Origin of the sequence: Paramylibacter ulvae (genome assembly GCF_014652655.1) — a bacterium.
Taxonomy (GTDB): Bacteria; Pseudomonadota; Alphaproteobacteria; order Rhodobacterales; family Rhodobacteraceae; genus Amylibacter; species Amylibacter ulvae.
The window spans coordinates 264,359-286,986 of record NZ_BMZF01000004.1; the positions used below are offsets into that span (position 1 = coordinate 264,359).

The window sequence follows — 22,628 nt, forward strand, 5'->3', positions numbered from 1 at the left end:
AAGGCGATTGGTGTAAACATGCAATTGAATAAATGCTTGATAAGTGTGGTTACTCTGGCTGTCCTGATCACGGGCTGTTCTCGCAAAGAAGAGATTCTGCAAGGTGAACGGTTTGATTTACGCGCGGATAACAGCGAAACCGCTGGTGTTACGGATGAAACTGCACTGAATGCAGTGAACGGACAGCCAATTTCGCTATCGGCCGCGCGATCGAATGCCAATTGGACACATCGCAATGGCACAACAGCACATGCGATCACCCACCCCGCATTATCAACAGCCCCCACATTACGCTGGTCGCGTGATATTGGCACGGGTACGAACGCGCGGTTGCGATTGTCTGCTGATCCGGTGATCGCCGATGGGCGTGTGTTCGCAATGGATGCGGATGGGCGACTATCTGCATTTTCCACATCGGGTGGCGCATTATGGTCTGTAGATATTTCGGCGTCCACAGATACCAAAGATTCCATTTCTGGCGGCGGATTGGCCTATGGTGATGGCATTTTGGTTGCGACCACAGGATATGGCGAAGTGTACGCAATGGACCCTGCCACAGGGACAAAACGCTGGAGCCACCGTGTGCACGCATCTGTTTCAAGCGCGCCATTGGTCACAAATGGCAAAGCGATATTAATCGCTGGCAATAACAAGGCGGTTGCCTTGGAATTGTCAAACGGGCGCATCGCGTGGGAAAAAGATACCGCACAATCAGGCGCTGGTGTGATCGGCACAGGTAGCCCTGCCGCGGCTGGTAAGATTACATATTTACCTTTCGCGACTGGTGAAATTTCGGCCAATTTGATGGATAGCGGTTTGCAATTATGGACACAAGTCGTGTCGGGCTATCGTTTGGGCAGCGCGCGCGGATTTGTTGATGCGTTTTCTGGCGAACCGGTGGTTTCGGGTGATGTGGTTTATGCAGGTAAACAATCTGGTCGTCTTACGGCATTGAACCGCCGCACAGGCGAACGTCTGTGGACAATTGACGAAGGCGCACTTGGCCCCGTTTGGCCGGCGGGAAATTCGGTTTTCGTTGTGACTGATCAAAACAATTTGAAACGTTTGAATGCCGCGGATGGATCTGTGATCTGGTCGCAAGAGCTGCCAAAATATAAAAACATCAAACGTAAACGCGGTGCATATGCTCATTATGGCCCTGTTGTTGCGGGTGGTCGTGTGATCGTCGCTGGCAGCGATGGTCAATTGCGAAGCTTTGACCCAACAAACGGCAATCTGGTTTCCAGCGCAAATATCCCAAACGGTGCTGCATCACAGCCAGCAATCGCGGCGGGTGTGCTGTATATTCTATCGAACAAAGGTCAATTGCACGCTTTCCAATAGGTTCAATTAACTGTATGGGGCGTGCTACACTTTAACACACAGGCAAAATCATGTCTTTTACACTTGCGATTGTTGGTCGCCCGAATGTTGGGAAATCAACGCTGTTTAACCGTTTGGTCGGGCGAAAGCTGGCGCTGGTTGATGATCAACCAGGGGTTACGCGTGATTTGCGCGAAGGCGACGCACGCCTTGGGCCATTAAAATTCACCGTGGTCGATACCGCAGGGTTAGAAGAGGCAACAGACGAAAGCCTACAAGGGCGTATGCGTATGTTAACGGAACGCGCTGTGGACATGTCCGATGTTTGTTTGTTCATGATTGATGGGCGCGCAGGCGTATTGCCCGCCGATCGTGTTTTCGCCGAAATTTTGCGCAAGAAAAACGCCCGCGTCATTTTGGGTGTGAACAAGGCCGAAGGCCGCGCAGGCGAAACTGGTTTTTTCGATGCATATTCGTTGGGGCTCGGTGAGCCTTTGCAATTGTCCGCAGAACACGGCGAAGGTATGGCCGATTTGCAAGAAGTGTTGATGCCAATCGCCGCTGAATTTAAAGACCGTGAATTTGAACCTGAAACCGATGTTGTTCTGGACGAAGATGACGAAGGCGAGGAAATCACATTTTCCGAAAAACGCCCGTTGCAAATTTCCGTTGTTGGCCGCCCGAACGCGGGTAAATCAACGCTGATCAATCAAATCCTCGGCCATGACCGCCTGTTAACGGGTCCAGAGGCAGGGATCACGCGCGATTCAATTTCTGTCAATCACAACTGGGACGGTGTGCCGTTTCGGATTTGGGACACGGCGGGGATGCGTAAAAAAGCCAAGGTTCAAGAAAAGCTGGAAAAGCTTTCTGTTTCCGATGGCCTGCGTGCGGTGAAATTTTCTGAGGTGGTTGTTGTTCTGCTTGACGCTGCAATTCCGTTTGAACAACAGGATTTGCGCATCGCCGATCTGGCCGAACGCGAAGGCCGTGCCGTTGTTGTTGCGGTGAATAAATGGGATGTAGAAACCGAAAAACAGGCCAAATTAAAAGATTTGCGCGAAAAATTCGAACGCCTGTTGCCCCAGTTGCGCGGCGCACCGATGGTGACGATTTCTGGAAAAACAGGACGTGGGCTTGATCGTTTGCACGAGGCAATCTTATCCGTGCACAAAGTGTGGAATAAACGTATTTCCACGTCAAACTTGAACCGCTGGTTAATGGGCATGACCGAAAGCCATCCACCACCCGCACCAGGTGGTCGCCGCATTCGGCTGCGTTACATGACCCAAGTCAAATCACGCCCACCAAGTTTTGTGATCATGTGTTCGCATCCTGATTTGCTGCCAACCAGTTATTCACGTTATCTGGTCAACGGATTGCGTGTGGACATGGGCATGCCGGGCACACCGATCCGCATTTTCATGCGCTCGCAAGCGGATAAAAATCCATATGCCGAGAAAAAAGAAAAACGTGTGACCAAGTTGAACAAACACATCGAGGGTAAATTCCAAAAAGATGTGGGCCGTGGAACCAAACCTAAATCTCAAAAATAACTAGCTTTTGAATGTGATCGGTTGGGCCATCTGGGCGGGAATACAATCCAGATGGTTTGCGATGATATCGTCCATCGTTGGATCATCACAGCGATTGCAATGTTCAAACGGATCTACCCGATGATCGTAAAATTCATGCCCCCCGTCCCAATAGAGGATATGGCGATAATCGCGCGTGCGCACAGATATTGCATGCTTATACCGCGCCTTGTCCAGATTTTTACCCCAAATTGAAACCGCATGACCGCGCAAAGTTTGATCGGGATCCTTGAATAAGGGGGACAGGTCTTGTCCTGAAAACTGATCTGGTTTAGGCAGGCCAGATTGCGCGAATAGGGTTGGCGCGATGTCAATCAATGACACGGGTTCTTGGGTTTTACCCTTATCAATGCCTGCTCCTGCGAAAATAAGCGGTACGCGTAACGCCCGTTCCCAGAGCGAAAATTTACGAAAGGTAAGCTTTTCGCCCAGCTCCCATCCATGATCCGACCATAAAACCACCAGCGTGTTTTCCCAAAGGGATTGTTCATCCATGCGATCCAAAACACGCCCCAACAAATGATCGGCATAGGCGATGGAGGCAAGATAGGCGCGAATGAAGTCCTTGTATTCCCCCGTTTTGTGCAGCGCACGCCCAAGATTGGCATTGCGATTGGCGATAAATCGCCCCGCTTTGGGCAATTCCGCCTGTGGAGACAGATTATCAGGATCAAATTGGTTCGCACCCAATCCTGGTGGATCGGTGATGTCGCCATCAAACATATCGAAAAACCGCTTAGGTACGATAAACGGCAAATGTGGACGATAAAGCCCAAGCGCCCAGAATTGCCCTGTGGCATCCGATTTCATGTGGTCGCAAATCCAATCAGTGTTGCGTTCGTCGTTCAGGGTTTCCACATCGTCACAGGCACCAAAATCAGACAGATGACCAATATCTCCGTTTTTCAAAACGCGGCTGATCGGGGTAAATTTATCCTGATCTAACAGATTGTAATCTGTCCAATCATTGGCATCGTGATGGGCGCGTGATTGGTGAAAAACCTTACCCGCGCCATAAGTATCAAATCCTGCATCGCGCATTCGACCAACCAGCGATTTACGTGCACCCGTTGCGTAAACATCGTGCCACTTATGTGCATTCGCATAAATTCCTGTTTCCCACGGGTTTTGCCCAAACAGGGTCGCTGTGCGTGACGGTGAACAGGCAGGGACGGGGGCATATGCGTTTTCAAACAACATCCCGCGATTGGCCAATCGGGTGATGTTCGGCGTGATCGTTTGGGGATGCCCGCGCAAGGGTTCAACCCAATCGTTCAAATCCTCGATTGACAAAAATAGGATGTTTTTCGCAACGCTCATCACGCCACTGTCGCAGGTTTTACAAGCTTTGCAACAGACGCTTTGCTTCTATGCTTGGGTGGGTCAGCGCATCGCGATCCTCGCCGGGGTGAAACCGTGCGCGGGTTGCGGTTGGCATTGGGTTTGGTGCCAATGATCGGACACTCATACCACTATTGGCGGTTTCCAACGCCCAGCTTTTGAACAATGCGCCCTGTGCAGCCTTGGCCGCGCCGTAGTTGCCGTAAAACTTTTTGCCAACAACAGGATCGTCAAAATGGACGGCGGTGCCAGATTTCATTTGCAACAATGGCTCGACATTCGCGATTAATCGCCCCGTGGCGGTGATGTTCACCGCTATGCTTTTGGCCCAATCTTTGTCGCCGATGTGGGGCACGGGGGCGAGCGGCGTGGCGTGGATGGCGCAATGCATCCAATAATCCAAACCAGCCCAGCGTTCATAGATCGACAGACATAGACGCTGCAATGCGCCCTCGTCGGTGATATCAAACGGGGCCAAAGTGGCGCTACCACCTGCGGCCTGAATGCGATCATCCAATTCTTCGAGCGCGCCAGATGTACGTGCCACTGCAATCACATGGGCGCCCTGTGCGGCCATGTGTTCGGCGATTGCCGCACCCAACCCACGCGATGCACCAGTGACCAGCGCAATTTTACCAGAAAATTTTGTCATTATTCAGCGGCCAGTTTAAAACCCTTGGCGATTTGATCGCGAGGCTCCACTGGGTATTCGCCCGTGAAACACGCATCGCAATATTTAGGGGCTGCGTTATCGCGACCTGTTTTGATACCTGTCGCACGATACAGCCCGTCAATCGAAATAAATTTCAGGCTTTTGACATTCAAATGTTCGCGCATTTCTTCGGCGGTCATTGTGGCAGCCAGCAACTTTTCTCGTTCTGGTGTATCCACGCCGTAAAAACATGGCCATGCTGTGGGTGGCGATGCGATACGAAAATGAACTTCGGCAGCACCTGCATCCAAAATCATTTCCTTGATCTTGCGGCTGGTTGTGCCACGCACCACACTATCGTCCACCAAAATCACGCGTTTGCCTTCGATTAAGGCGCGGTTGACATTCAATTTCAGGCGTACACCCATATTGCGGATTTGCTCGGATGGTTCGATAAATGTACGCCCCATGTAAGAATTGCGGATAATACCCATGCCATACGGGATGCCGCTTTCGTGGCTGTATCCAATTGCGGCGGGGGTTCCTGAATCGGGAACGGGGCAGACTAGATCTGCCTCGACCGGTGCTTCGCGTGCCAATTCAACGCCGATCTGGCGGCGGGTTTCATACACAGATTGCCCACCCAGAATGCTGTCTGGGCGTGAAAAATATACATGTTCAAAAATACACGGGCGTGGTTCATTGCGTTCAAATGGAAAGCTGCTTTCGATGCCCGCAGGGCCGATCACGACCATTTCGCCAGGTTCGATTTCGCGCACATATTCAGCGCCGATGATATCCAGCGCACATGTTTCCGAGCTGAGCGCGTAGCCATCACCGATTTTGCCCAACACAAGCGGGCGCACACCACGTGAATCGCGCACACCGATTAATTTGGTGCGTGTCATGGCCACAACGGAAAACGCCCCTTCTACACGGGAAAGGGCGTCTTTGATGCGGTTGGTGTGGTTTTTATGTAATGAACGCGCCATCAGATGGATAATGCATTCACTGTCGGACGAGCTTTGGAAAATAGAGCCACGCTCGATCAATTCTTTGCGCAATGTATCGGCGTTGGTCAGGTTACCATTATGCGCAATCGCACAACCACCCATTGAAAATTCGCCGAAAAACGGTTGCACATCGCGAATGGCGGTGTTGCCCTTGTTCCCCGCGGTGGAATAACGCACATGCCCAATGGCGTTTTCGCCGGGCAGGGTTTCCATCAAGGATTTTTTGGTGAAATGATCGCGGACGTATCCGAAACGACGCGCCGAATTGAACCCGTTTTCGGCGTCATAGGCGACAATGCCACCTGCCTCTTGCCCGCGATGTTGTAACGCGTGCAATCCAAGTGCCACAAAATTCGCCGCATCGGTCACGCCGATCACGCCGAAAACGCCGCATTCTTCTTTTAGTTTATTGTGATCAAATGGATGAGCAAGGAAAGGCTTTGTATCGCTTAAGCGCATGGTGGGGTTCCGACTCGTGCAGCTGTTTTGGTCAACCCGTTTATAGGGGTTGGCTGAACAAGTGTCACGCGCCGATACGTAAGGTTTATTACAATTTTGCGTCACCAACAAAAAACGGCGCAGAAATCTGCGCCGCTTTGAAATGATTTTAAGACTGGGGGTTAGTTACCAGTGCTTGGTGTTTCTGCGTTTGGCGTAGTACCACCGTTACAACTGGTTGTGAGTTCTGCATATTTCGCCATCAACCAGTTTGTTGATTCTTCGGTTGGCAATGCTTCTTGCGCTTGGGCTTGTGTGCCAGCCAGCAATTCTTTGGTTTTGCTTTGCTCAACCATTGGAATGCCTTCGTCGCCTGGGATGATGAATTGATACAAGATCAATGCAACCAAGATTAAAACGATACCGCGACCGATACCAAACAAGAAACCCAATCCTTGGTCAAAACCGCTGAGCGCGGAACGTTGAACCGCACCTGCAAACAACGGCGTGAAAATTGCAACGACGATTAACGTCAGTGCAAAAACGGCGGTGAATGCAACGATCATTGATAATTCGCAAGATGACGATAGGAATTTTGACAAAACGGGCACTTCGGCGATCAGTGGTTCAACCTGTGGTGCAAAGATGAATGCAACGATTGCCGCAACCACCCAGCCAGCGATTGACAGGATTTCGCGAACGAACCCACGAGAGTAGGCCAAAATTGCCGACAACAGCAGAACAATTGCCGCGCCCCCATCTACGATTGTGAAACCTTCCATGATAATCCCCTTGTTATTGCTCTATCGTGCCGAAACAATTTTCGACGAACTGTGCAATATCCTCTATCTTTTGTACATTCATGCCCGATTCGGACGCAAGTTTCATCCTCGAAGGTGCATATGCGTTCGAAAATCCTAACTTTGTTGCTTCTTTAAGTCGGTTTTCAGCCTGAGATATAGGCCGAAGTGCGCCAGATAGGCTGATTTCGCCAAAAACGACTGTATCCTTAGGTAGTGCCCTATCCTGACGTGCGGAAATGAGCGCAGCAGCAACCGCAAGGTCTGCTGCGGGTTCAGAAATGCGCAAACCACCTGCGATATTCAAATATACGTCCAAACCAGCAAAGCTAATTCCGCAGCGCGATTCCAGCACCGCAAGTATCATGGATAACCGCGCGCTGTCCCAACCCACAACCGCACGGCGCGGTGTGGCGAGCGATGATTGTGCAACCAATGCTTGGATTTCCACCAGCAACGGGCGTGATCCCTCGATCCCTGCAAAAACGATGGAACCAGCGGCGGGATTGTCCCGTTCGCCCAAAAACAACGCAGATGGATTTGTGACTTGTTGCAAGCCCATACCCGTCATTTCAAATACGCCAATTTCATCGGCGGGGCCATAACGGTTTTTCACAGCGCGCAAAATGCGAAACTGATGCCCACGCTCGCCTTCGAAATACAAAACCGTATCGACCATATGTTCGACAACGCGTGGCCCTGCGATTTGCCCTTCTTTGGTGACATGCCCGACAAGGATCACGGAAACACCACGGCGTTTGGCAAATGTTGTTAATTCATGTGCGGTTGCACGCACCTGTGAAACAGAACCTGGGGCGCTATCAACATGATCGGACCACATGGTTTGAATGGAATCGATAATCGCGATGTCGGGGCGTTCTTCTTCCAATGTGGTCAGAATATCGCGCAAGTTCGTTTCGGTGGCCAACCGAACCGGTGCATCTGTTAATTCAAGACGCTGTGCGCGCATGCGAATTTGGCTACTGGCTTCCTCGCCCGAAATATAGATCGCTTTTTGTCCGTTACGCGCAAAACTGGCGGCGGCTTGTAACAACAACGTGGATTTTCCGATCCCCGGATCACCACCAACCAAAATCGCCGATGATGGCACCAAACCACCACCCAAGACACGATCCAGCTCTTGAATCCCAGACAGGCCACGGGGTAGGGGTGCATCAACGGTTGATAAATCCCCGAGTGGAATTTTACGCCCCTTGTTCGCGCCCAGCGTTTTTCCCTTGGGCCCTGCGGCAAGAGGGGCTTCTTCTTGGATGGAATTCCATTCACCACATGTTTCACAACGCCCCGCCCATTTTTTATGGGACGCGCCGCAATTGGAACATGTATATGCAAGGGTTGTTTTAGCCATGCGCGTTTCTAGCCCAAGCGCATTTCATTGCGCAAGTATATCATTTTGATTTTGCACCAAATAATGTGATTGCAAAGCTGGCTAGAACGCATGCCGTAAACAGATATAACCCCCATGCGGTTTCAAGACGCCCAACGCCAACGCCTTTGGCCACTACGATATAAATCGCGATCAAGAATATATCGGCCATGGCCAGTTTGCCCAACAATGCAAGCACTGGTTTGACACTATCCTTTAGCAAATTAAATTGGATCAATGATGTTCCCACCACCTTTACCATCGGCGCGATAAGGGCAAAAAATGTGACCAGCAATGCAAGGAAAACATCCTTGTCCCATAATGCCTGTAATCCTGTGATGACACTGATTTCATCAAGTTTAAAAAACGGTAATAACCCTGCGCGCAGCAAGGGCGCAAACCATGCGATGGGGAATAGGATTAACAGGGCTAGGTTAGCAATTTTAAGCGTCATAATTTATCGTAAACTTCGGTTTGAAAATATTGTGTTAAATCGGCGCGAAATGTTACGGCCTGTTTGAATATATCATTCTTGTTGATCGCTTTTTCAACCAAACCCGCCAGTTTTTCAAATCGTGCGATGGCATCATCTTCGGCGGTTTTGATCGCGGGGATTTCGCGCATTTCTTGTGCGATCATGCGCCCGCGTTGATAGGCTTGGTTTTTAAACGGCAGTTCAACATCATTTGCATCCATCGAATGAAACGCAGGCAATCCGATTTGGGGCAGTTTTTTATTACCGTGCGATGCATATCCGCGCAGCATTTTGACCATAAACTCTGCGCGTGATTTACAATGATAATGGCGCAGTTGCGCAAAGGAATAATCAAAATCATCTGAGACATTCGCGGACAGTTTGATATTACGCCCATCGGGCGTGACCCATCGCCAATCGTGATCGGCGGCATTCAATGGACGGTGGACGTTGAACTTTTGCGTCAGCGTTGGTTTGAACGCGGATTTGATTTGTTTGAATGCGCGAAGCCCACCTTGATCGAAAATAGCCGCCGCGCGGGTGAAACGCTCGCAAACGGGTTTATGCGCAAACGCGGTTTCCCCTGCAGATCCAAACACCCGCCATGCGATGCTGATAATATCGGGATTATCCAATCGAGCGATCATATCGCTAAACGTATCATCTATCGCTAATTCCAGATATTCATCGATATCGGCCAAGAACATGTAATCAGATTGCGCGACCTTATCCAACAACTGCCCCCAGCCATACGCGCGACGTTGGGCGGGGAAATGTTGAACATCTTTGGGGGCGTGTTCAGGGTCGGAATTCTCGTAATAGTCAATAAAATCTGCATCTTGCAATGCAGAGCAAAGGTGATCTGCCCCATCAACGCTATCATTTTGGAAAATCACAATGTGATCAAAACCCAATGCGCGGTAATGGGCAACCCAGTCGATGATATATGGGGCTTCGTCTTTGATCGATGTGATCAAAGACGTGATCACCGTACGGCCTCGATCGGGCCTTCTGCGCGACCATTCAAAAATTGATCTAGATATGGATTGTTGGAATGTTCCAATTGATCAATTGGGCCTGTCCATTGAACCGAACCATCGTGCAACATTGCAACCTTATCCGCAATCGCGCGTACCGATGACATATCATGCGTAATGGTCATGGCGGTGGCGCCAATTTCCACAACAATTTCGCGGATCAAATCATTGATAACGCCAGACATTATCGGATCAAGGCCAGTGGTGGGTTCGTCAAAAAATATAATCTGTGGTTCGGCTGCGATGGCGCGCGCCAATCCCACACGTTTTTGCATACCACCCGATAACTCGGCGGGGAAACGATCTGCAACATCCGATTTCAAACCAACGCGACGCAGCTTTTCAATCGCGACATCACGCGCATCGGTTTTGGACAGTTTCAACGGCCCGCGTTGCAAACGAAACGCGACGTTTTGCCAAACAGACAGGCTGTCAAATAACGCGCCCCCTTGGAACAACATGCCAAATTGCGCCAAGAATGCATCGCGATCACCCTTGGTCGCGTCTTTGCCGTTCACTGTGATTGTGCCGCTGTCGGGTGTAATTAGCCCCAAAATGCATTTCAACAACACGGATTTACCCGTGCCTGAACCGCCGATAATGACCATGCTTTCGCCTTTGCCAATCGACATATCAACCCCGTTTAAAACGTGATTATCACCAAATGCTTTGTGGAGGTTTTCAACGTTTATCATGCGGAAAAGAACAACTCTGTTAATGTGTAATTGGCAGCCAAGATTAAAACGGATGCAGCAACCACGGATGTTTTTGTGGCCTTGCCCACACCCTGTGCGCCGCGATCGGATTGCATACCGTAATAACACCCCATCAATGCGGCGATCACGCCAAATGCAGCACCTTTTACAAGGCTGGATATGATATCCATGATTTCTAGAAAATCAGCGGTGTTTTGCAAATAAGCAGCGGCATTAAACCCAAGCCGCCCCGTGGCCACAAAATACCCGCCCATGATCCCGATGATATCGCCGATGCCAACCAAAATCGGCACAACACATAATGCTGCCAAAACCCGTGGCACGGTCAGATATTTCATAGGGTTGGTGGACAAGGTGGTAAGCGCGTCAAGCTGTTCTGTCACCTTCATCGTGGCAATTTCGGCGGCAATGGATGACGTCACGCGCGCAGCAATCATCAGGCCAACCAATACGGGGCCAAGTTCACGTACCATACCCACGGCCACGATTTGTGGCACCACGGCTTCTGCATTAAAACGTGCACCACCTGCGTAAATTTGCAAGGCGAGCGCAGCACCCGTGAAAACGGCCGTTAGGCCGACAACGGGCAGGCTGAAATATCCGATATGCAACAATTGTTGTGCGAATTCCTTGGGGTAAAAGGGTGGGCGAAAAATATGGCTGATGGTAGAGAGCGCAAAAATCACGACGCGCCCGATGGATGCAAACATTCCCAATGTTGCGGCACCAATCGCGGCGAGAAATCCGTTAATCCAAGATACCAAAATCATTTTACCCTCTTGCCTCGCCAACATACCTGCGTTCATATCGACCGCCAAGCGAGGTTAAAATTTCGTACCCGATTGTACCAGCAGCATCTGCCAAATCGTCAACCGTTTGTTGGCTGTTTAACAGGTGTAATTCATTTGGAACAGCGTCCAAATCAGTGACATCAACTGTTAGTAAGTCCATTGAAACCCGCCCAATCAGCGGACAGGGGGTGTTGCCCGCATATAGCGAAACTGAATCGTGGCCCATCGCGCGGATTAAACCATCGGCATAACCCGCAGCAAGTGTTGCAACGATACTGTCACGTTTTGCGACCCATGCCGCCGAATATCCAACGGTTTCACCCTTGGTGACACGTCGCGTTTGGATAACGGGGATGGCAAGGTGCGCCGTGGGGGTCGCATCGTTAAAAGGAAAACCGCCATAAAGACCAACACCAGGGCGACAGAGATCGAAATGATAATCCGCGCCCAGCAATGTTCCGCCCGTTGCTGCCAATGATCGGCGCACGGATAACCCGTTGGTCATGGCATGAAACGCGGCCAGCTGTTGCGCGTTTTGAGGATGCGCTGGATCGTCGGCACATGCAAGATGGCTGATGATCAGATCGGCATCATTTGCGGCATCTTTGACACCATTAAATTCATCAGGCTCCAACCCCAATCGGTTCATACCTGTGTCCAATTGCAAGCCATAGGTTAAATCAGAGGTTTCGTTACGAAACCTTGCCACTTGGTTAGGGGCATTGAGCATGGGGATCAGATTGTATTCGCGAATGGGTTGCGCATCAGTCAGCATCATGCCCGAAAAAACATAGATTTTGGCATTGTTTCCAACCGCTTTGCGAATGACAATGCCTTCTTCTGCGACGGCAACGAAAAAGCTGCGCACACCAGCATGATATAGTGATTTCGCCACGACCGCCGCACCAAGCCCATATGCATCGGCTTTGATTACAGCGGCTGTTTCGACGCTTTGCGCTGATTTTGCATCTAACGCGCGCCAGTTTTGCGTGATCGCATCAAGATCAATTGTTAACGTTGCTGTCGCCATCACCAAGTCCTTTGTTGGAATGCATTGGCCACAGCCAGCGTTCAAGGTCAAGTGCTTGGTGAAGATAAACGCCTAAAAGCTGTCTTCGCCACCGCCCTGTTGCCACGCCTGTGCAAGGTTGCCAAAGCGGGTGAATTGACCCTCGAATGATAATTCAACTGTGCCGATGGGGCCATGGCGTTGTTTGCCGATCACGACCTCTGCTTTGCCGTGCAGGGCTTCCATTTCTTCTTGCCAGATCATCATTTTATCGGCTTCGTGATCACCTGGTTTTTCGCGCTCTTTGTAATATTCTTCGCGATAAACGAACATCACGATATCGGCGTCTTGCTCGATCGAACCCGATTCACGCAAATCCGACAATTGTGGGCGTTTGTCTTCACGGCTTTCAACTTGGCGCGAAAGCTGGGACAGGGCGATCACGGGGATATCCAATTCCTTGGCAATCGCTTTTAGTCCTTGGGTAATTTCGGACACCTCGTTCACACGGCTGTCTTTGGCGGTGGCGGGGCGGACAAGTTGCAAATAATCCACGATCAACACATCCAATCCATGTGTCCGTTTCAGACGCCGCGCGCGGGCGGCCAGCTGGCTGATTGGTAATGCGGCAGTATCGTCAATATAAAGCGGGCATGTTTCCAAATCTTTCGCGGCCTGGACAAAACGGCGAAATTCTTCTTCGGTCATGTCACCTGAACGAATTTGTTGCGATGGTACTTGTGCGGCCTCTGACAGAATACGCCCAGCCAATTGTTCCGCTGACATTTCGAGCGAATAAAACCCGACAACGCCGCCCTCTACCGCGCCCTCGGTTCCATCTGCGGTGATGCCTTTTTTATACGCTTTGGCCACGTTAAACGCGACGTTGGTCGCCAGCGCAGTTTTGCCCATCGATGGACGACCCGCCAGAATAATTAGGTCGGATCGGTGTAAACCGCCGAGTTTTTTATCCATATCGCGAAGCCCCATGGAAATCCCCGCCAAACCGCCATCACGTTGATATGCGGCGTTGGCTTGGGTCACGGCCTCTGTCACCGCTTGTAGGAAACTTTGAAATCCACTTTCAACCTGGCCTTGCTCGGACAGGCTGTATAATTTCTGTTCGGCTTCGACGATTTGATCTTTGGGTTCTGATGCGACCTCTACATTGCCAGCCTTTTGTGAAATTTCTTCGCCAATCGCCATCAGATCACGACGAATGGCCATATCATAAATCATTTGGGCATAATCTCGCGCGGCAAAAACGGATACAGATGCACCTGCAAGACGCGCCAGATAAGCAGGTCCGCCCAGTTCGGCCAAACCTTCGTCGTCTTCCATAAATGCCTTGATGGTGACGGGCGATGCAAGTGCGTTTTTTTGAATACGGGCGGTGATGACCTGAAAAATACGACCATGCACGGGATCAAAGAAATGGATGTCTTTGACCACGGATGCAATCCGATCAAACACATCGTTGTTGACCAACAACGCACCCAACAATGCCTGTTCCGCCTCGATATTATGGGGCAGGGTCGGTGATTCTGATGCTTCGGCAGGGACACCGTTGCCTAACGCGCTAATCTCATTCATGAATTTCTGCTCGCCGTTGAAATTGATTTTTTTATGTTGCAAACACTATGCCACAAATCCGTTACAGAAGCTATCTGGATAACCTGTGGATAAGCTGTGATTTGTGAATTTTATGCAATTTTCCAATGTAAATCAAAACCAGGATCGAACACGGTTACGGTGCTGTCGGCGGTTTCAATCTTGCTTGGATAGGTAACGGGCGTGTCCGATTTCACCAGTGTTATTTGGCTGTTGTTCACCGGCAGATTGTAATGTTTTGGGCCATTTAAGCTGGTGAATTTTTCCAAATTATCCAATGCATTTGCGGCTTCGAACACATGTGCCAAACAAGACATGGTATTGGTCGCGGTGAAACACCCCGCACAGCCACATGCGTTTTCTTTGGTGGGGTCGGTGTGCGGTGCACTGTCAGTGCCAAGGAAAAAACGTGCATCACCCGATGTTGCTGCATCCACAAGTGCAACGCGGTGGGTTTCGCGTTTGGCCACTGGCAAACAATAATAATGCGGTTTTATCCCGCCAACCAAGATGTGGTTGCGGTTGATAATCAAATGATGCGTGGTGATCGACGCGGCCAAATTGCGATCTGCGGATTTGACATAATCCACCCCGTTTTTCGTGGTGATATGTTCCGATGTGATCCGCAATTCAGGCAAGGCATTGCGCAATGGGTCAAGGATGGTTTCCAAAAACACTGCCTCACGATCAAAAATGTCGACCTCTGGGTTCGTGACCTCACCGTGGATACACAGGTTGCATCCGATTGCGGCCATGCGTTCCAACACGGGCATGACGTTTTTGATATCGGACACACCAGCGTCGGAATTGGTGGTTGCGCCCGCTGGATAATATTTGACCGCGCTGATGAGCCTATCGTGAAACGCGGCCGCCACATCATCGGGATCGGTATTTTCGGTGAGATATAGTGTCATCAGCGGTTTGAAATCTGAACCATCAGGCATCGCTGCCATGATGCGATCACGATATGCGCTGGCGTCTTTGGCAGTGACAACTGGTGGCACCAGATTGGGCATGATAATCGCACGCCCAAAATCACGCGCCGTTTCAGGCAGAACCGCGCACAGCATGTCACCATCGCGCAGATGTAAATGCCAATCGTCAGGGCGGATGATGGTGATGGATTTTGTCATGGTGTGCTCCGTAAATCTGTTAAATGGTGTTTAACGGTGCAGGGCAGCGATGCGCAATGCGGGATTTATCAATTTGAAAAATTCCGCTAATTGTATTCGGCGAATAGGGAAAAGGGTTTTAACATGTTGTCGCGAATTTTATCTGGCAATCGCCGCGCATTTCAGGATTTGTCTGAACAAGAAATTTTGGCACTGGCGATTTCATCTGAAGAAGACGATGCCCGTATTTATGCAGCCTATGCCGATGGATTACGCGACGAATTTCCAGATTCCGCCAAGGTGTTTGATGGCATGGCTGCCGAGGAAAACACCCACCGTGCTGCGTTGATTGACTTGCATCAGAAACGATTTGGCGATGTTATCCCATTGATACGCCGCGAACATGTGCGCGGGTATTTTCAGCGCAAACCTGATTGGCTGGTACGCCCATTGGGCATTGAAAAGGTGCGCAAAGTTGCAGAAGACATGGAACACCAAGCCGAACGGTTCTATCGACAAGCGCTGAAACGCACCCAAGATGCAGACACGCGCAAATTGCTGGGCCAATTGGCTACAGAAGAGCGCAACCACGAAAGTTTGGCACGCCGATTGGGCGAAAAACATATTACCGACGAAGTTGCCGATGACGAGGCCGCACGCGAACATCGCCAATTTGTTTTAACCTATGTGCAACCTGGATTGGCGGGTTTGATGGATGGTTCGGTTTCCACACTCGCGCCCATTTTTGCAGCGGCTTTCGCCACGGGTGACACATGGCAAACCTTTCTTATTGGCCTGTCGGCATCGGTGGGTGCGGGTATTTCCATGGGCTTTACCGAGGTGGCGAGTGACGATGGGGTCATTTCGGGGCGCGGTTCACCCATGAAACGCGGGTTCGCCGCAGGGATCATGACAACAATTGGTGGGTTGGGGCATGCATTGCCATACTTGATCACCGATTTTTGGACAGCAACCGTAATTGCGATGATTGTGGTGGTGGTTGAGCTTTGGGTTATTACGTGGATCCAAAACAAATACATGGAAACACCGTGGATGCGCGCGGCATTCCAAGTTATCCTTGGTGGTGCGTTGGTGTTTGCTGCGGGTATTTTGATTGGCAACGCATAGCGCAAATGTTGACGCAACGGTGTATTTTTTCCACTTGGCCTGAAAATCAATTTATGCCAAACAACGGATATTCTCAGGGCGGGGTGTAATTCCCCACCGGCGGTGTTTAAGGAAACTTATCAGCCCGCGAGCGCCTTTTTCGAAAGGGTCAGCAGACTTGGTGCAATCCCAAGGCCGACAGTGAAAGTCTGGATGAAAGAGAAGGGGCAGATGGGGGAGTCCGTCTGTCTATCGCTCTGGGTTTTGTCTGGGCGTTTCTTGCGAATGCAAGGCGTCTTATTGAAAGGAACCTAAACGATGACAAAACCCCTTAAAATTGCTTATGTAAAGGCGCGCTGGCATGCGCCAATCGTTGATCAAACCCAAGCAGGGTTTGAAGCAGAAATGAAATCCCAAGGTGTGGAATGTGAACTGGACGTGTTTGGCGTGCCAGGTGCATTGGAAATGCCATTGGTTGCGAAAAAGCTGGCCGCGACGGGCAAATATGACGGCGTGGTCGCCGCCGCGTTGGTGGTAAATGGTGGCATTTATCGTCATGAATTTGTGGCGCAGGCCGTGGTGGATGGCTTGGTTCAGGCAGGAATGGAAACGGGTGTGCCCGTTTATTCCGTAAGCCTGACACCACATGAATTCCAAGAAACGCCAGAGCATATCGAATTTTACACGAAACATTTCGTGAAAAAGGGTGCCGAGGCAGCACGCGCCGTGATCATGATGGCGGATTTGGATATCGAATAGAGTTCAACACGGTTGAAACGAAAAACGGCGCGCAAGGTTTTGCGCGCCGTTTTTTTGTTCGAAAATGATTTACAGTTTTGACATTGGCTCGTCAGTTGTCATCATTGTGTCTTCCATCATTGGTGCTGGCTCTTCTTTTTTAGCGCACGCAGTTAGAAAGCTGGCAGTCAGAATAAGTAGCAGAGATGTTTTTAGTACAGTCATTTCAATTTCCCTTGTTTTCGCCATAATAGGCGAGCAAAGGGTTACACCATTATTTCGATAGGTAAAGAAAATTAACTTTTTTGAAGCAATAAATTGCCGTTAGGGCAAGTTTAGTTAAATAACTCTACTTATGCGTGTTTTCTTGTCGTGCCAATTGATCCTTGGCACGTTTGGCCTGTGCCAAGCTCCAGCCGACAAGGGCGATGATCATTACAATGGATACACCATAAGCAAGCAAAACCTCGGTGGCGTGTTTGCCGAGATCAACCATGTGAATTCCTCCGATTTGCCAATGCTACCGCACGGCGCAGGCGAATTTCTGTGCGCGTGCGCAACAAAACCAACGTGAAGAAAAGCAAAATAAATGCGCCAATACAGACCAGTAATGGAAAATAAAACGCATTGTCCACGTGCTGTTCTTTGTCCAATGATAGCGATGCGCCTTGGTGTAATCCTTGCGACCAAAAATTCACCGCGTAACGTGATAACAGCGCAAACACAGATCCAACCATGCACAAAATTGATGTGAGGTCAGCAGCGGTATCTTTGTCCTCGATCGCTTCCCACAACGCGATATAGCCAAGATAGAAAACAAGCAAAATCATGAATGCGGTTAAGCGTGGATCCCATTCCCAATACGTGCCCCAAGTGGGTTTTCCCCAAATTGCGCCCGTGGCGATTGCAATCAATGTCATGGTGATGCCAATAGGGGCGGCGGCCTTGGCTGCCAATGCGGAAACGTGGTGGCGACGGATCAACCAGATCAGGGATGCCACCAACATCATTACCCACGCGTTAATTGCCATCATCGCGGCAGGAACATGTAGGAATATGATTTTAACTGTGGAACCTTGTTTGTAGTCATCAGGCGTAAAGAAAAACCCCCAGATCAGTCCAGCAACCAGCAAAACTGCCGACATGATGGTTAACACAGGTAAAACGCGCCCCGAGAGCGCCATAAATTTTACTGGATTTGCGTATTCCCATAATGACATAGGCGACCTTTTATTTGGTTGGTTACATCGTCGCAACGGTTCAGAACGTCACGCTTGTGTTATTTTAAATTCACTTTCAAAGCCAAAGCACAGGCAAACGGCATCAATGCGATGGAAAACAAGCTGATCCCAACGGTAAGCAATAGTGCGGGCATCGGGTTCAGCGAAATCGTGGCGCGGATCACAGTTTGTGCACCAAATATCAATGTTGGAATATAAAGCGGCAGCACGAGAAGGGATAACAACAGCCCACCACGTTTCACCCCAACCGTCACAGCGGCGGCAAATGTTCCGATAAAGCTAAGCGCGGGTGTACCGATAAGAAGGCTGCTGATTAACCAAAAATATCCCGCGTAAGGCAATTGCAATAAATATGCCAGCAATGGCGCGATAATGGTCAGTGGTAATCCTGTTGTGATCCAATGGGCGGCTGCCTTGGACGCGGCGATGGATTCGAGGGGTAGGGGCGATGTCGCCAATGCCTCCAGTGTGCCATCTTCGAAATCAAGCTGGAAAATCCGATCAAGTGATAACAGGCATGATAAAATCGCACCAATCCATAAAATACCCGGTGCAATGCGTGCAAGTATCGCGTTATCCGCACCAACGCCAAGTGGGACAAACAGGATCACGATCAGGAAAAATGCGAGTGTCAGGCCAAAACCACCACCAGAACGAAACGCCAGTTTAATATCGCGCAAGAATAAAGACTTCATGAAAAGCCCCCTTGCAAAAACGGATCGGTTTCGGTGGCACCAGTGGGTGCGAAATCGGACAGGTCCAAGGTTTGGGTGTTGGGGATATGCAAGTCAATATGACTGGATAAAACCGCGACACCACCGTTGGAGCAATGTTTGTTCACAGCCTTGGCAAAAATGGCGGCATGTTCGGCATCCAATGAATTTGTCGGTTCATCCAACAGCCAAATTTGACATTCTGTTAAAATCATACGCGCCAGTCCCAAACGGCGGCGTTGCCCCGCTGATAATGTTTGCCCGTATCTGTCTGCAAGCGTTGTTAAATCGAATTCTGACAAAACGCGGTCAAGATTCCCCGCGTCATAAATCCCCGCCCAAAAGGTAAGATTTTCACGCACCGTTAATTGCGCCTTGATCGCATCCAAATGCCCAGCATATGAAATTTGCGCGGGATCACAGTGAATTTCGCCCGTGGCGCTGGGCAAAATTCCCGCAAGGGTTTTTAACAACGTGGTCTTACCGCTCCCGTTAGGGCCGCGCAGCACCAGACAATCACCTTTTTTCAAATCAAAAGATAGGTTTTCAAAAATTGCCCGCCCTGCACGCAAGCAGGATATATTTTGCACAGATAGGCTCATGTTCAATGGCTTAGCCGATCAACACCAGTTTGGAAAGCAGCCAAAGCGGCGCAGATTATCAGCGTTCTGCATACAATAGTATACAATTACCACTTGCCCGACTCACTATTATGTCGCATAAGCCCATTAACCGTAAACTTAGCCATAAATCGGAGGCCTCATGACCGTAATCGTCGGCAAAGATTCTAGCAACACACGTAAAACGCTGACTGTTGGTAGCAAATCAATTGATTATTATTCCATTCCAGCCGCACAAGAAGCAGGATTGGGCGATTTTTCCAACCTGCCAGCCGCGCTGAAAGTGGTATTGGAAAACATGCTGCGTTTCCAAGATGACAAAACAGTTTCTGTTGATGACATCAAAGCATTCGCCGAATGGGGCGTTAAGGGTGGTAAAAACCCGCGCGAAATTGCATACCGTCCCGCACGTGTTTTGATGCAAGATTTCACCGGAGTTCCAGCCGTGGTTGATTTGGCGGCCATGCGCGATGGTATCGTTGCATTGGGTGGTGATGCGGAAAAAATTAACCCGCTGAACCCTGTTGATTTGGTTATCGACCACTCGGTCATGATTGACGAATTCGGCAACCCACGCGCGTTTCAGATGAACGTGGACCGTGAATATGAACGCAACCTGGAGCGTTACACATTCCTAAAATGGGGCCAAAAGGCATTTAACAACTTCCGCGTTGTTCCTCCGGGGACTGGTATTTGTCACCAAGTTAACCTTGAGTATTTGTCACAAACGATTTGGACTGACAAAGACCAAAATGGTGTTGAAATTGCATATCCTGATACGCTTGTTGGTACAGACAGCCACACCACAATGGTGAACGGCGCGGCCGTACTTGGCTGGGGCGTTGGCGGCATTGAGGCCGAGGCCGCAATGTTGGGCCAGCCAATTTCCATGTTGATCCCAGAAGTGATTGGTTTCGAGCTGACTGGTGAAATGATGGAAGGTACAACAGGTACCGACCTTGTTTTGAAAGTGGTTGAAATGCTGCGCATCAAAGGCGTGGTTGGCAAATTCGTTGAATTCTACGGTACTGGTTTGGATAAACTGCCATTGGCCGATCGTGCAACGATTGCGAATATGGCACCTGAATATGGCGCAACTTGTGGTTTCTTTCCAATTGATAACGAAACATTGCGTTACCTCACGAACACAGGCCGCGACGAAGATCGTGTTGCATTGGTTGAAGCATACGCCAAGGAAAACGGTTTCTGGCGCGATGAAAACTATTCCCCAGTTTACACCGACACATTGCATCTGGATATGGGCACAATCGTACCTGCGATTTCCGGGCCAAAACGCCCGCAAGATTACGTCGCATTGACCGAAGGCCAAAACGCATTCCGTCGTGAAATGGAAGAAACCTTTAAGCGTCCAATGGGCAAAGAGGTTGCTGTTGCTGGCGAAGATTACACAATGGAATCGGGCAAGGTTGTGATTGCATCAATCACTTCATGTACGAACACATCAAATCCATATGTGATGATCGGCGCGGGCCTGGTTGCACGCAAAGCGGCGGCACTTGGTTTGAACCGCAAACCTTGGGTGAAAACATCACTGGCACCTGGTTCACAGGTTGTTTCCGCATATTTGGAAGCGGCAGATTTACAAAAAGATCTGGATGCGCTTGGCTTTAACCTTGTTGGTTATGGTTGCACGACATGTATCGGTAACTCTGGCCCGCTTCAAAAGGAAATCTCGGCGGCGATTGCAGAGGGTGATCTGGTGGCGACATCTGTATTGTCAGGTAACCGTAACTTTGAGGGCCGGATTTCACCTGATGTTCGTGCGAACTATCTTGCATCACCACCACTTGTTGTGGCGTACGCGATTGCAGGTACGTTGGATATCAATCTGGCAACAGATGTGATTGGCACAGACAAAGACGGTAACGACGTTTACTTGAAAGACATCTGGCCAACGACACAAGAAGTTGCCGAAATGGTTGAACAAACCGTGACACGCGAAGCATTCCAAACAAAATACGCGGATGTATTCAAGGGTGACGAAAAATGGCAATCTGTTGAAACAACTGATGCCAAAACATACGATTGGCCAGTTCAATCAACATATGTTCAAAATCCACCCTATTTCCAAGGTATGTCCAAGGAACCAGGTGTGATTTCAAATGTAACAGGCGCCAAGGTTTTGGCTTTGTTGGGTGATATGATCACAACCGACCACATTAGCCCAGCGGGTTCTTTCGCAGAAAGCTCACCTGCTGGTCAGTATCTGACAGAACGTCAAGTTCCTGTACGTGAATTCAACTCTTATGGTTCACGTCGTGGTAACCACGAGGTCATGATGCGCGGTACATTCGCCAACATTCGTATCAAAAACGAAATGCTTGACGGTGTCGAAGGTGGTTATTCCAAAGGACCAGATGGAAAAGAAACATCTATCTATGATGCCGCAATGGCATACAAAGATGCGGGTATTCCCTTGGTTATTTTTGGTGGTGAACAATATGGTGCTGGTTCATCTCGTGACTGGGCCGCTAAGGGGACAAACCTGTTGGGTGTTAAGGCCGTGATCGCCGAAAGCTTTGAACGCATTCACCGTTCAAACCTTGTTGGTATGGGCGTTATCCCGTTTGAATTCACCGATGGTGACACACGCAAAACGCTAGGTCTGACCGGTGAAGAAACCGTGTCTATTGCCGAACTAGAAGGTGACATCAAACCACAATCATTGGTGCCATGTACGATCACTTATCCAAATGGTGATGTGAAAGAAATCACATTGAAATCTCGTATCGATACCGAGGTAGAGATCGAATATCTGGAACATGGTGGCGTGTTGCATTACGTGCTGCGTAACTTGGCCAAATCGTCCTAATTCAATCTTTATTGTAAATTGTGAAAACGGCTCCTTTTGGGGGCCGTTTTTTTTATTCAAGAGAATCGCAAGGGGC

General features: G+C 49.8%; 21 protein-coding genes and 1 riboswitch. Of the genes, 5 read left to right on the forward strand and 16 right to left on the reverse strand.

What is annotated here, in order from left to right:
• Window positions 1-18 precede the first annotated feature (18 nt).
• A complete protein-coding gene (locus IE094_RS09870) occupies window positions 19-1,344 on the forward strand; it encodes an outer membrane protein assembly factor BamB family protein (RefSeq protein WP_189640524.1) in 1,326 nt (441 codons plus the stop codon).
• Between the two features lie 50 nt (window positions 1,345-1,394).
• A complete protein-coding gene (gene der, locus IE094_RS09875; protein ID WP_189640525.1) occupies window positions 1,395-2,879 on the forward strand; it encodes a ribosome biogenesis GTPase Der in 1,485 nt (494 codons plus the stop codon).
• Here the strand turns inward: der and IE094_RS09880 are convergent, their stop codons facing one another.
• The 12 genes from IE094_RS09880 to pyrC form a co-directional block, all read right to left on the reverse strand.
• Complete coding sequence (locus tag IE094_RS09880; protein ID WP_189640526.1) at window positions 2,880-4,238, reverse strand: sulfatase; 1,359 nt, start codon at window positions 4,236-4,238, stop codon at window positions 2,880-2,882.
• 19 nt (window positions 4,239-4,257) lie between these two features.
• Window positions 4,258-4,911 carry an SDR family NAD(P)-dependent oxidoreductase gene (locus tag IE094_RS09885; protein ID WP_189640527.1) on the reverse strand — a complete coding sequence of 218 codons (654 nt, stop codon included), beginning with the start codon at window positions 4,909-4,911 and terminating at the stop codon, window positions 4,258-4,260.
• The gene (gene purF, locus IE094_RS09890) at window positions 4,911-6,383 is read right to left on the reverse strand and encodes an amidophosphoribosyltransferase (protein WP_189640528.1); all 1,473 of its coding nucleotides are present in this window, start codon (window positions 6,381-6,383) and stop codon (window positions 4,911-4,913) included. The genes IE094_RS09885 and purF overlap by 1 nt, the downstream gene beginning before the upstream one ends.
• Window positions 6,384-6,544: 161 nt before the next feature.
• The gene (locus tag IE094_RS09895; protein ID WP_189640529.1) at window positions 6,545-7,144 is read right to left on the reverse strand and encodes a CvpA family protein; all 600 of its coding nucleotides are present in this window, start codon (window positions 7,142-7,144) and stop codon (window positions 6,545-6,547) included.
• A gap of 13 nt (window positions 7,145-7,157) precedes the next feature.
• Window positions 7,158-8,531, reverse strand: a complete 1,374-nt coding sequence (radA, locus tag IE094_RS09900; RefSeq protein ID WP_189640530.1) for a DNA repair protein RadA — start codon at window positions 8,529-8,531, stop codon at window positions 7,158-7,160.
• Window positions 8,532-8,571: 40 nt separating this feature from the next.
• Entirely contained in the window at window positions 8,572-9,003 is a 432-nt protein-coding gene (locus tag IE094_RS09905) for a paraquat-inducible protein A (RefSeq protein WP_189640531.1), read from the reverse strand.
• Complete coding sequence (locus tag IE094_RS09910; protein ID WP_189640532.1) at window positions 9,000-10,013, reverse strand: glycosyltransferase family 2 protein; 1,014 nt, start codon at window positions 10,011-10,013, stop codon at window positions 9,000-9,002. The genes IE094_RS09905 and IE094_RS09910 overlap by 4 nt, the downstream gene beginning before the upstream one ends.
• Window positions 10,010-10,756, reverse strand: a complete 747-nt coding sequence (locus IE094_RS09915; RefSeq protein ID WP_189640533.1) for an ABC transporter ATP-binding protein — start codon at window positions 10,754-10,756, stop codon at window positions 10,010-10,012. The genes IE094_RS09910 and IE094_RS09915 overlap by 4 nt, the downstream gene beginning before the upstream one ends.
• A complete protein-coding gene (locus IE094_RS09920; RefSeq protein WP_229802225.1) occupies window positions 10,753-11,487 on the reverse strand; it encodes an MlaE family ABC transporter permease in 735 nt (244 codons plus the stop codon). The genes IE094_RS09915 and IE094_RS09920 overlap by 4 nt, the downstream gene beginning before the upstream one ends.
• Before the next feature lie 61 nt (window positions 11,488-11,548).
• Entirely contained in the window at window positions 11,549-12,598 is a 1,050-nt protein-coding gene (gene alr / locus IE094_RS09925) for an alanine racemase (protein ID WP_189640535.1), read from the reverse strand.
• Window positions 12,599-12,670: 72 nt separating this feature from the next.
• Window positions 12,671-14,170 (reverse strand): replicative DNA helicase, encoded by a 1,500-nt coding sequence (locus IE094_RS09930; protein ID WP_189640536.1) that lies wholly within the window; start codon window positions 14,168-14,170, stop codon window positions 12,671-12,673.
• A 110-nt stretch (window positions 14,171-14,280) separates the two neighbouring features.
• Complete coding sequence (gene pyrC / locus IE094_RS09935) at window positions 14,281-15,321, reverse strand: dihydroorotase (RefSeq protein ID WP_189640537.1); 1,041 nt, start codon at window positions 15,319-15,321, stop codon at window positions 14,281-14,283.
• Window positions 15,322-15,444: 123 nt separating this feature from the next.
• On the opposite strand from pyrC, the gene mbfA reads away from it, so the two are divergent.
• Entirely contained in the window at window positions 15,445-16,428 is a 984-nt protein-coding gene (gene mbfA / locus IE094_RS09940; RefSeq protein WP_189640538.1) for an iron exporter MbfA, read from the forward strand.
• 65 nt (window positions 16,429-16,493) lie between these two features.
• Window positions 16,494-16,636: riboswitch (FMN riboswitch) on the forward strand.
• Between the two features lie 89 nt (window positions 16,637-16,725).
• Window positions 16,726-17,166 carry a 6,7-dimethyl-8-ribityllumazine synthase gene (locus IE094_RS09945; protein ID WP_189640539.1) on the forward strand — a complete coding sequence of 147 codons (441 nt, stop codon included), beginning with the start codon at window positions 16,726-16,728 and terminating at the stop codon, window positions 17,164-17,166.
• A 328-nt stretch (window positions 17,167-17,494) separates the two neighbouring features.
• Here IE094_RS09945 and ccmD read toward each other — a convergent pair whose 3' ends face one another.
• From ccmD to ccmA, 4 genes are read right to left on the reverse strand one after another with little or no spacing between them, the layout of a single operon-like run.
• Window positions 17,495-17,641: a heme exporter protein CcmD gene (gene ccmD / locus IE094_RS09950; RefSeq protein WP_189640540.1), complete on the reverse strand. Its 147-nt coding sequence runs from the start codon at window positions 17,639-17,641 to the stop codon at window positions 17,495-17,497.
• A complete protein-coding gene (locus IE094_RS09955; RefSeq protein WP_189640541.1) occupies window positions 17,634-18,365 on the reverse strand; it encodes a heme ABC transporter permease in 732 nt (243 codons plus the stop codon). The genes ccmD and IE094_RS09955 overlap by 8 nt, the downstream gene beginning before the upstream one ends.
• Before the next feature lie 59 nt (window positions 18,366-18,424).
• Window positions 18,425-19,081: a heme exporter protein CcmB gene (gene ccmB / locus IE094_RS09960; RefSeq protein WP_189640542.1), complete on the reverse strand. Its 657-nt coding sequence runs from the start codon at window positions 19,079-19,081 to the stop codon at window positions 18,425-18,427.
• Window positions 19,078-19,701, reverse strand: a complete 624-nt coding sequence (ccmA, locus tag IE094_RS09965) for a heme ABC exporter ATP-binding protein CcmA (RefSeq protein ID WP_189640543.1) — start codon at window positions 19,699-19,701, stop codon at window positions 19,078-19,080. The genes ccmB and ccmA overlap by 4 nt, the downstream gene beginning before the upstream one ends.
• 160 nt (window positions 19,702-19,861) lie before the next feature.
• On the opposite strand from ccmA, the gene acnA reads away from it, so the two are divergent.
• Window positions 19,862-22,552, forward strand: coding sequence for an aconitate hydratase AcnA (gene acnA / locus IE094_RS09970; RefSeq protein ID WP_189640544.1), 2,691 nt, complete (start codon window positions 19,862-19,864; stop codon window positions 22,550-22,552).
• Window positions 22,553-22,628: the final 76 nt, after the last annotated feature.

What these genes read in the sequence shown, in the direction of transcription:
- IE094_RS09885 (WP_189640527.1), bottom strand. Translation starts at nt 4,911, where the DNA reads ATGACAAAATTTTCTGGTAAAATTGCGCTGGTCACTGGTGCATCGCGT.
- alr (WP_189640535.1), bottom strand. Translation starts at nt 12,598, where the DNA reads ATGGCGACAGCAACGTTAACAATTGATCTTGATGCGATCACGCAAAAC.
- IE094_RS09945 (WP_189640539.1), top strand. Translation starts at nt 16,726, where the DNA reads ATGACAAAACCCCTTAAAATTGCTTATGTAAAGGCGCGCTGGCATGCG.
- IE094_RS09930 (WP_189640536.1), bottom strand. Translation starts at nt 14,170, where the DNA reads ATGAATGAGATTAGCGCGTTAGGCAACGGTGTCCCTGCCGAAGCATCA.
- radA (WP_189640530.1), bottom strand. Translation starts at nt 8,531, where the DNA reads ATGGCTAAAACAACCCTTGCATATACATGTTCCAATTGCGGCGCGTCC.
- acnA (WP_189640544.1), top strand. Translation starts at nt 19,862, where the DNA reads ATGACCGTAATCGTCGGCAAAGATTCTAGCAACACACGTAAAACGCTG.
- mbfA (WP_189640538.1), top strand. Translation starts at nt 15,445, where the DNA reads ATGTTGTCGCGAATTTTATCTGGCAATCGCCGCGCATTTCAGGATTTG.
- pyrC (WP_189640537.1), bottom strand. Translation starts at nt 15,321, where the DNA reads ATGACAAAATCCATCACCATCATCCGCCCTGACGATTGGCATTTACAT.
- purF (WP_189640528.1), bottom strand. Translation starts at nt 6,383, where the DNA reads ATGCGCTTAAGCGATACAAAGCCTTTCCTTGCTCATCCATTTGATCAC.
- IE094_RS09880 (WP_189640526.1), bottom strand. Translation starts at nt 4,238, where the DNA reads ATGAGCGTTGCGAAAAACATCCTATTTTTGTCAATCGAGGATTTGAAC.
- ccmB (WP_189640542.1), bottom strand. Translation starts at nt 19,081, where the DNA reads ATGAAGTCTTTATTCTTGCGCGATATTAAACTGGCGTTTCGTTCTGGT.
- ccmD (WP_189640540.1), bottom strand. Translation starts at nt 17,641, where the DNA reads ATGGTTGATCTCGGCAAACACGCCACCGAGGTTTTGCTTGCTTATGGT.
- IE094_RS09870 (WP_189640524.1), top strand. Translation starts at nt 19, where the DNA reads ATGCAATTGAATAAATGCTTGATAAGTGTGGTTACTCTGGCTGTCCTG.
- IE094_RS09895 (WP_189640529.1), bottom strand. Translation starts at nt 7,144, where the DNA reads ATGGAAGGTTTCACAATCGTAGATGGGGGCGCGGCAATTGTTCTGCTG.
- ccmA (WP_189640543.1), bottom strand. Translation starts at nt 19,701, where the DNA reads ATGAGCCTATCTGTGCAAAATATATCCTGCTTGCGTGCAGGGCGGGCA.
- IE094_RS09905 (WP_189640531.1), bottom strand. Translation starts at nt 9,003, where the DNA reads ATGACGCTTAAAATTGCTAACCTAGCCCTGTTAATCCTATTCCCCATC.
- IE094_RS09955 (WP_189640541.1), bottom strand. Translation starts at nt 18,365, where the DNA reads ATGTCATTATGGGAATACGCAAATCCAGTAAAATTTATGGCGCTCTCG.
- IE094_RS09920 (WP_229802225.1), bottom strand. Translation starts at nt 11,487, where the DNA reads ATGTTTGCATCCATCGGGCGCGTCGTGATTTTTGCGCTCTCTACCATC.
- IE094_RS09915 (WP_189640533.1), bottom strand. Translation starts at nt 10,756, where the DNA reads ATGATAAACGTTGAAAACCTCCACAAAGCATTTGGTGATAATCACGTT.
- der (WP_189640525.1), top strand. Translation starts at nt 1,395, where the DNA reads ATGTCTTTTACACTTGCGATTGTTGGTCGCCCGAATGTTGGGAAATCA.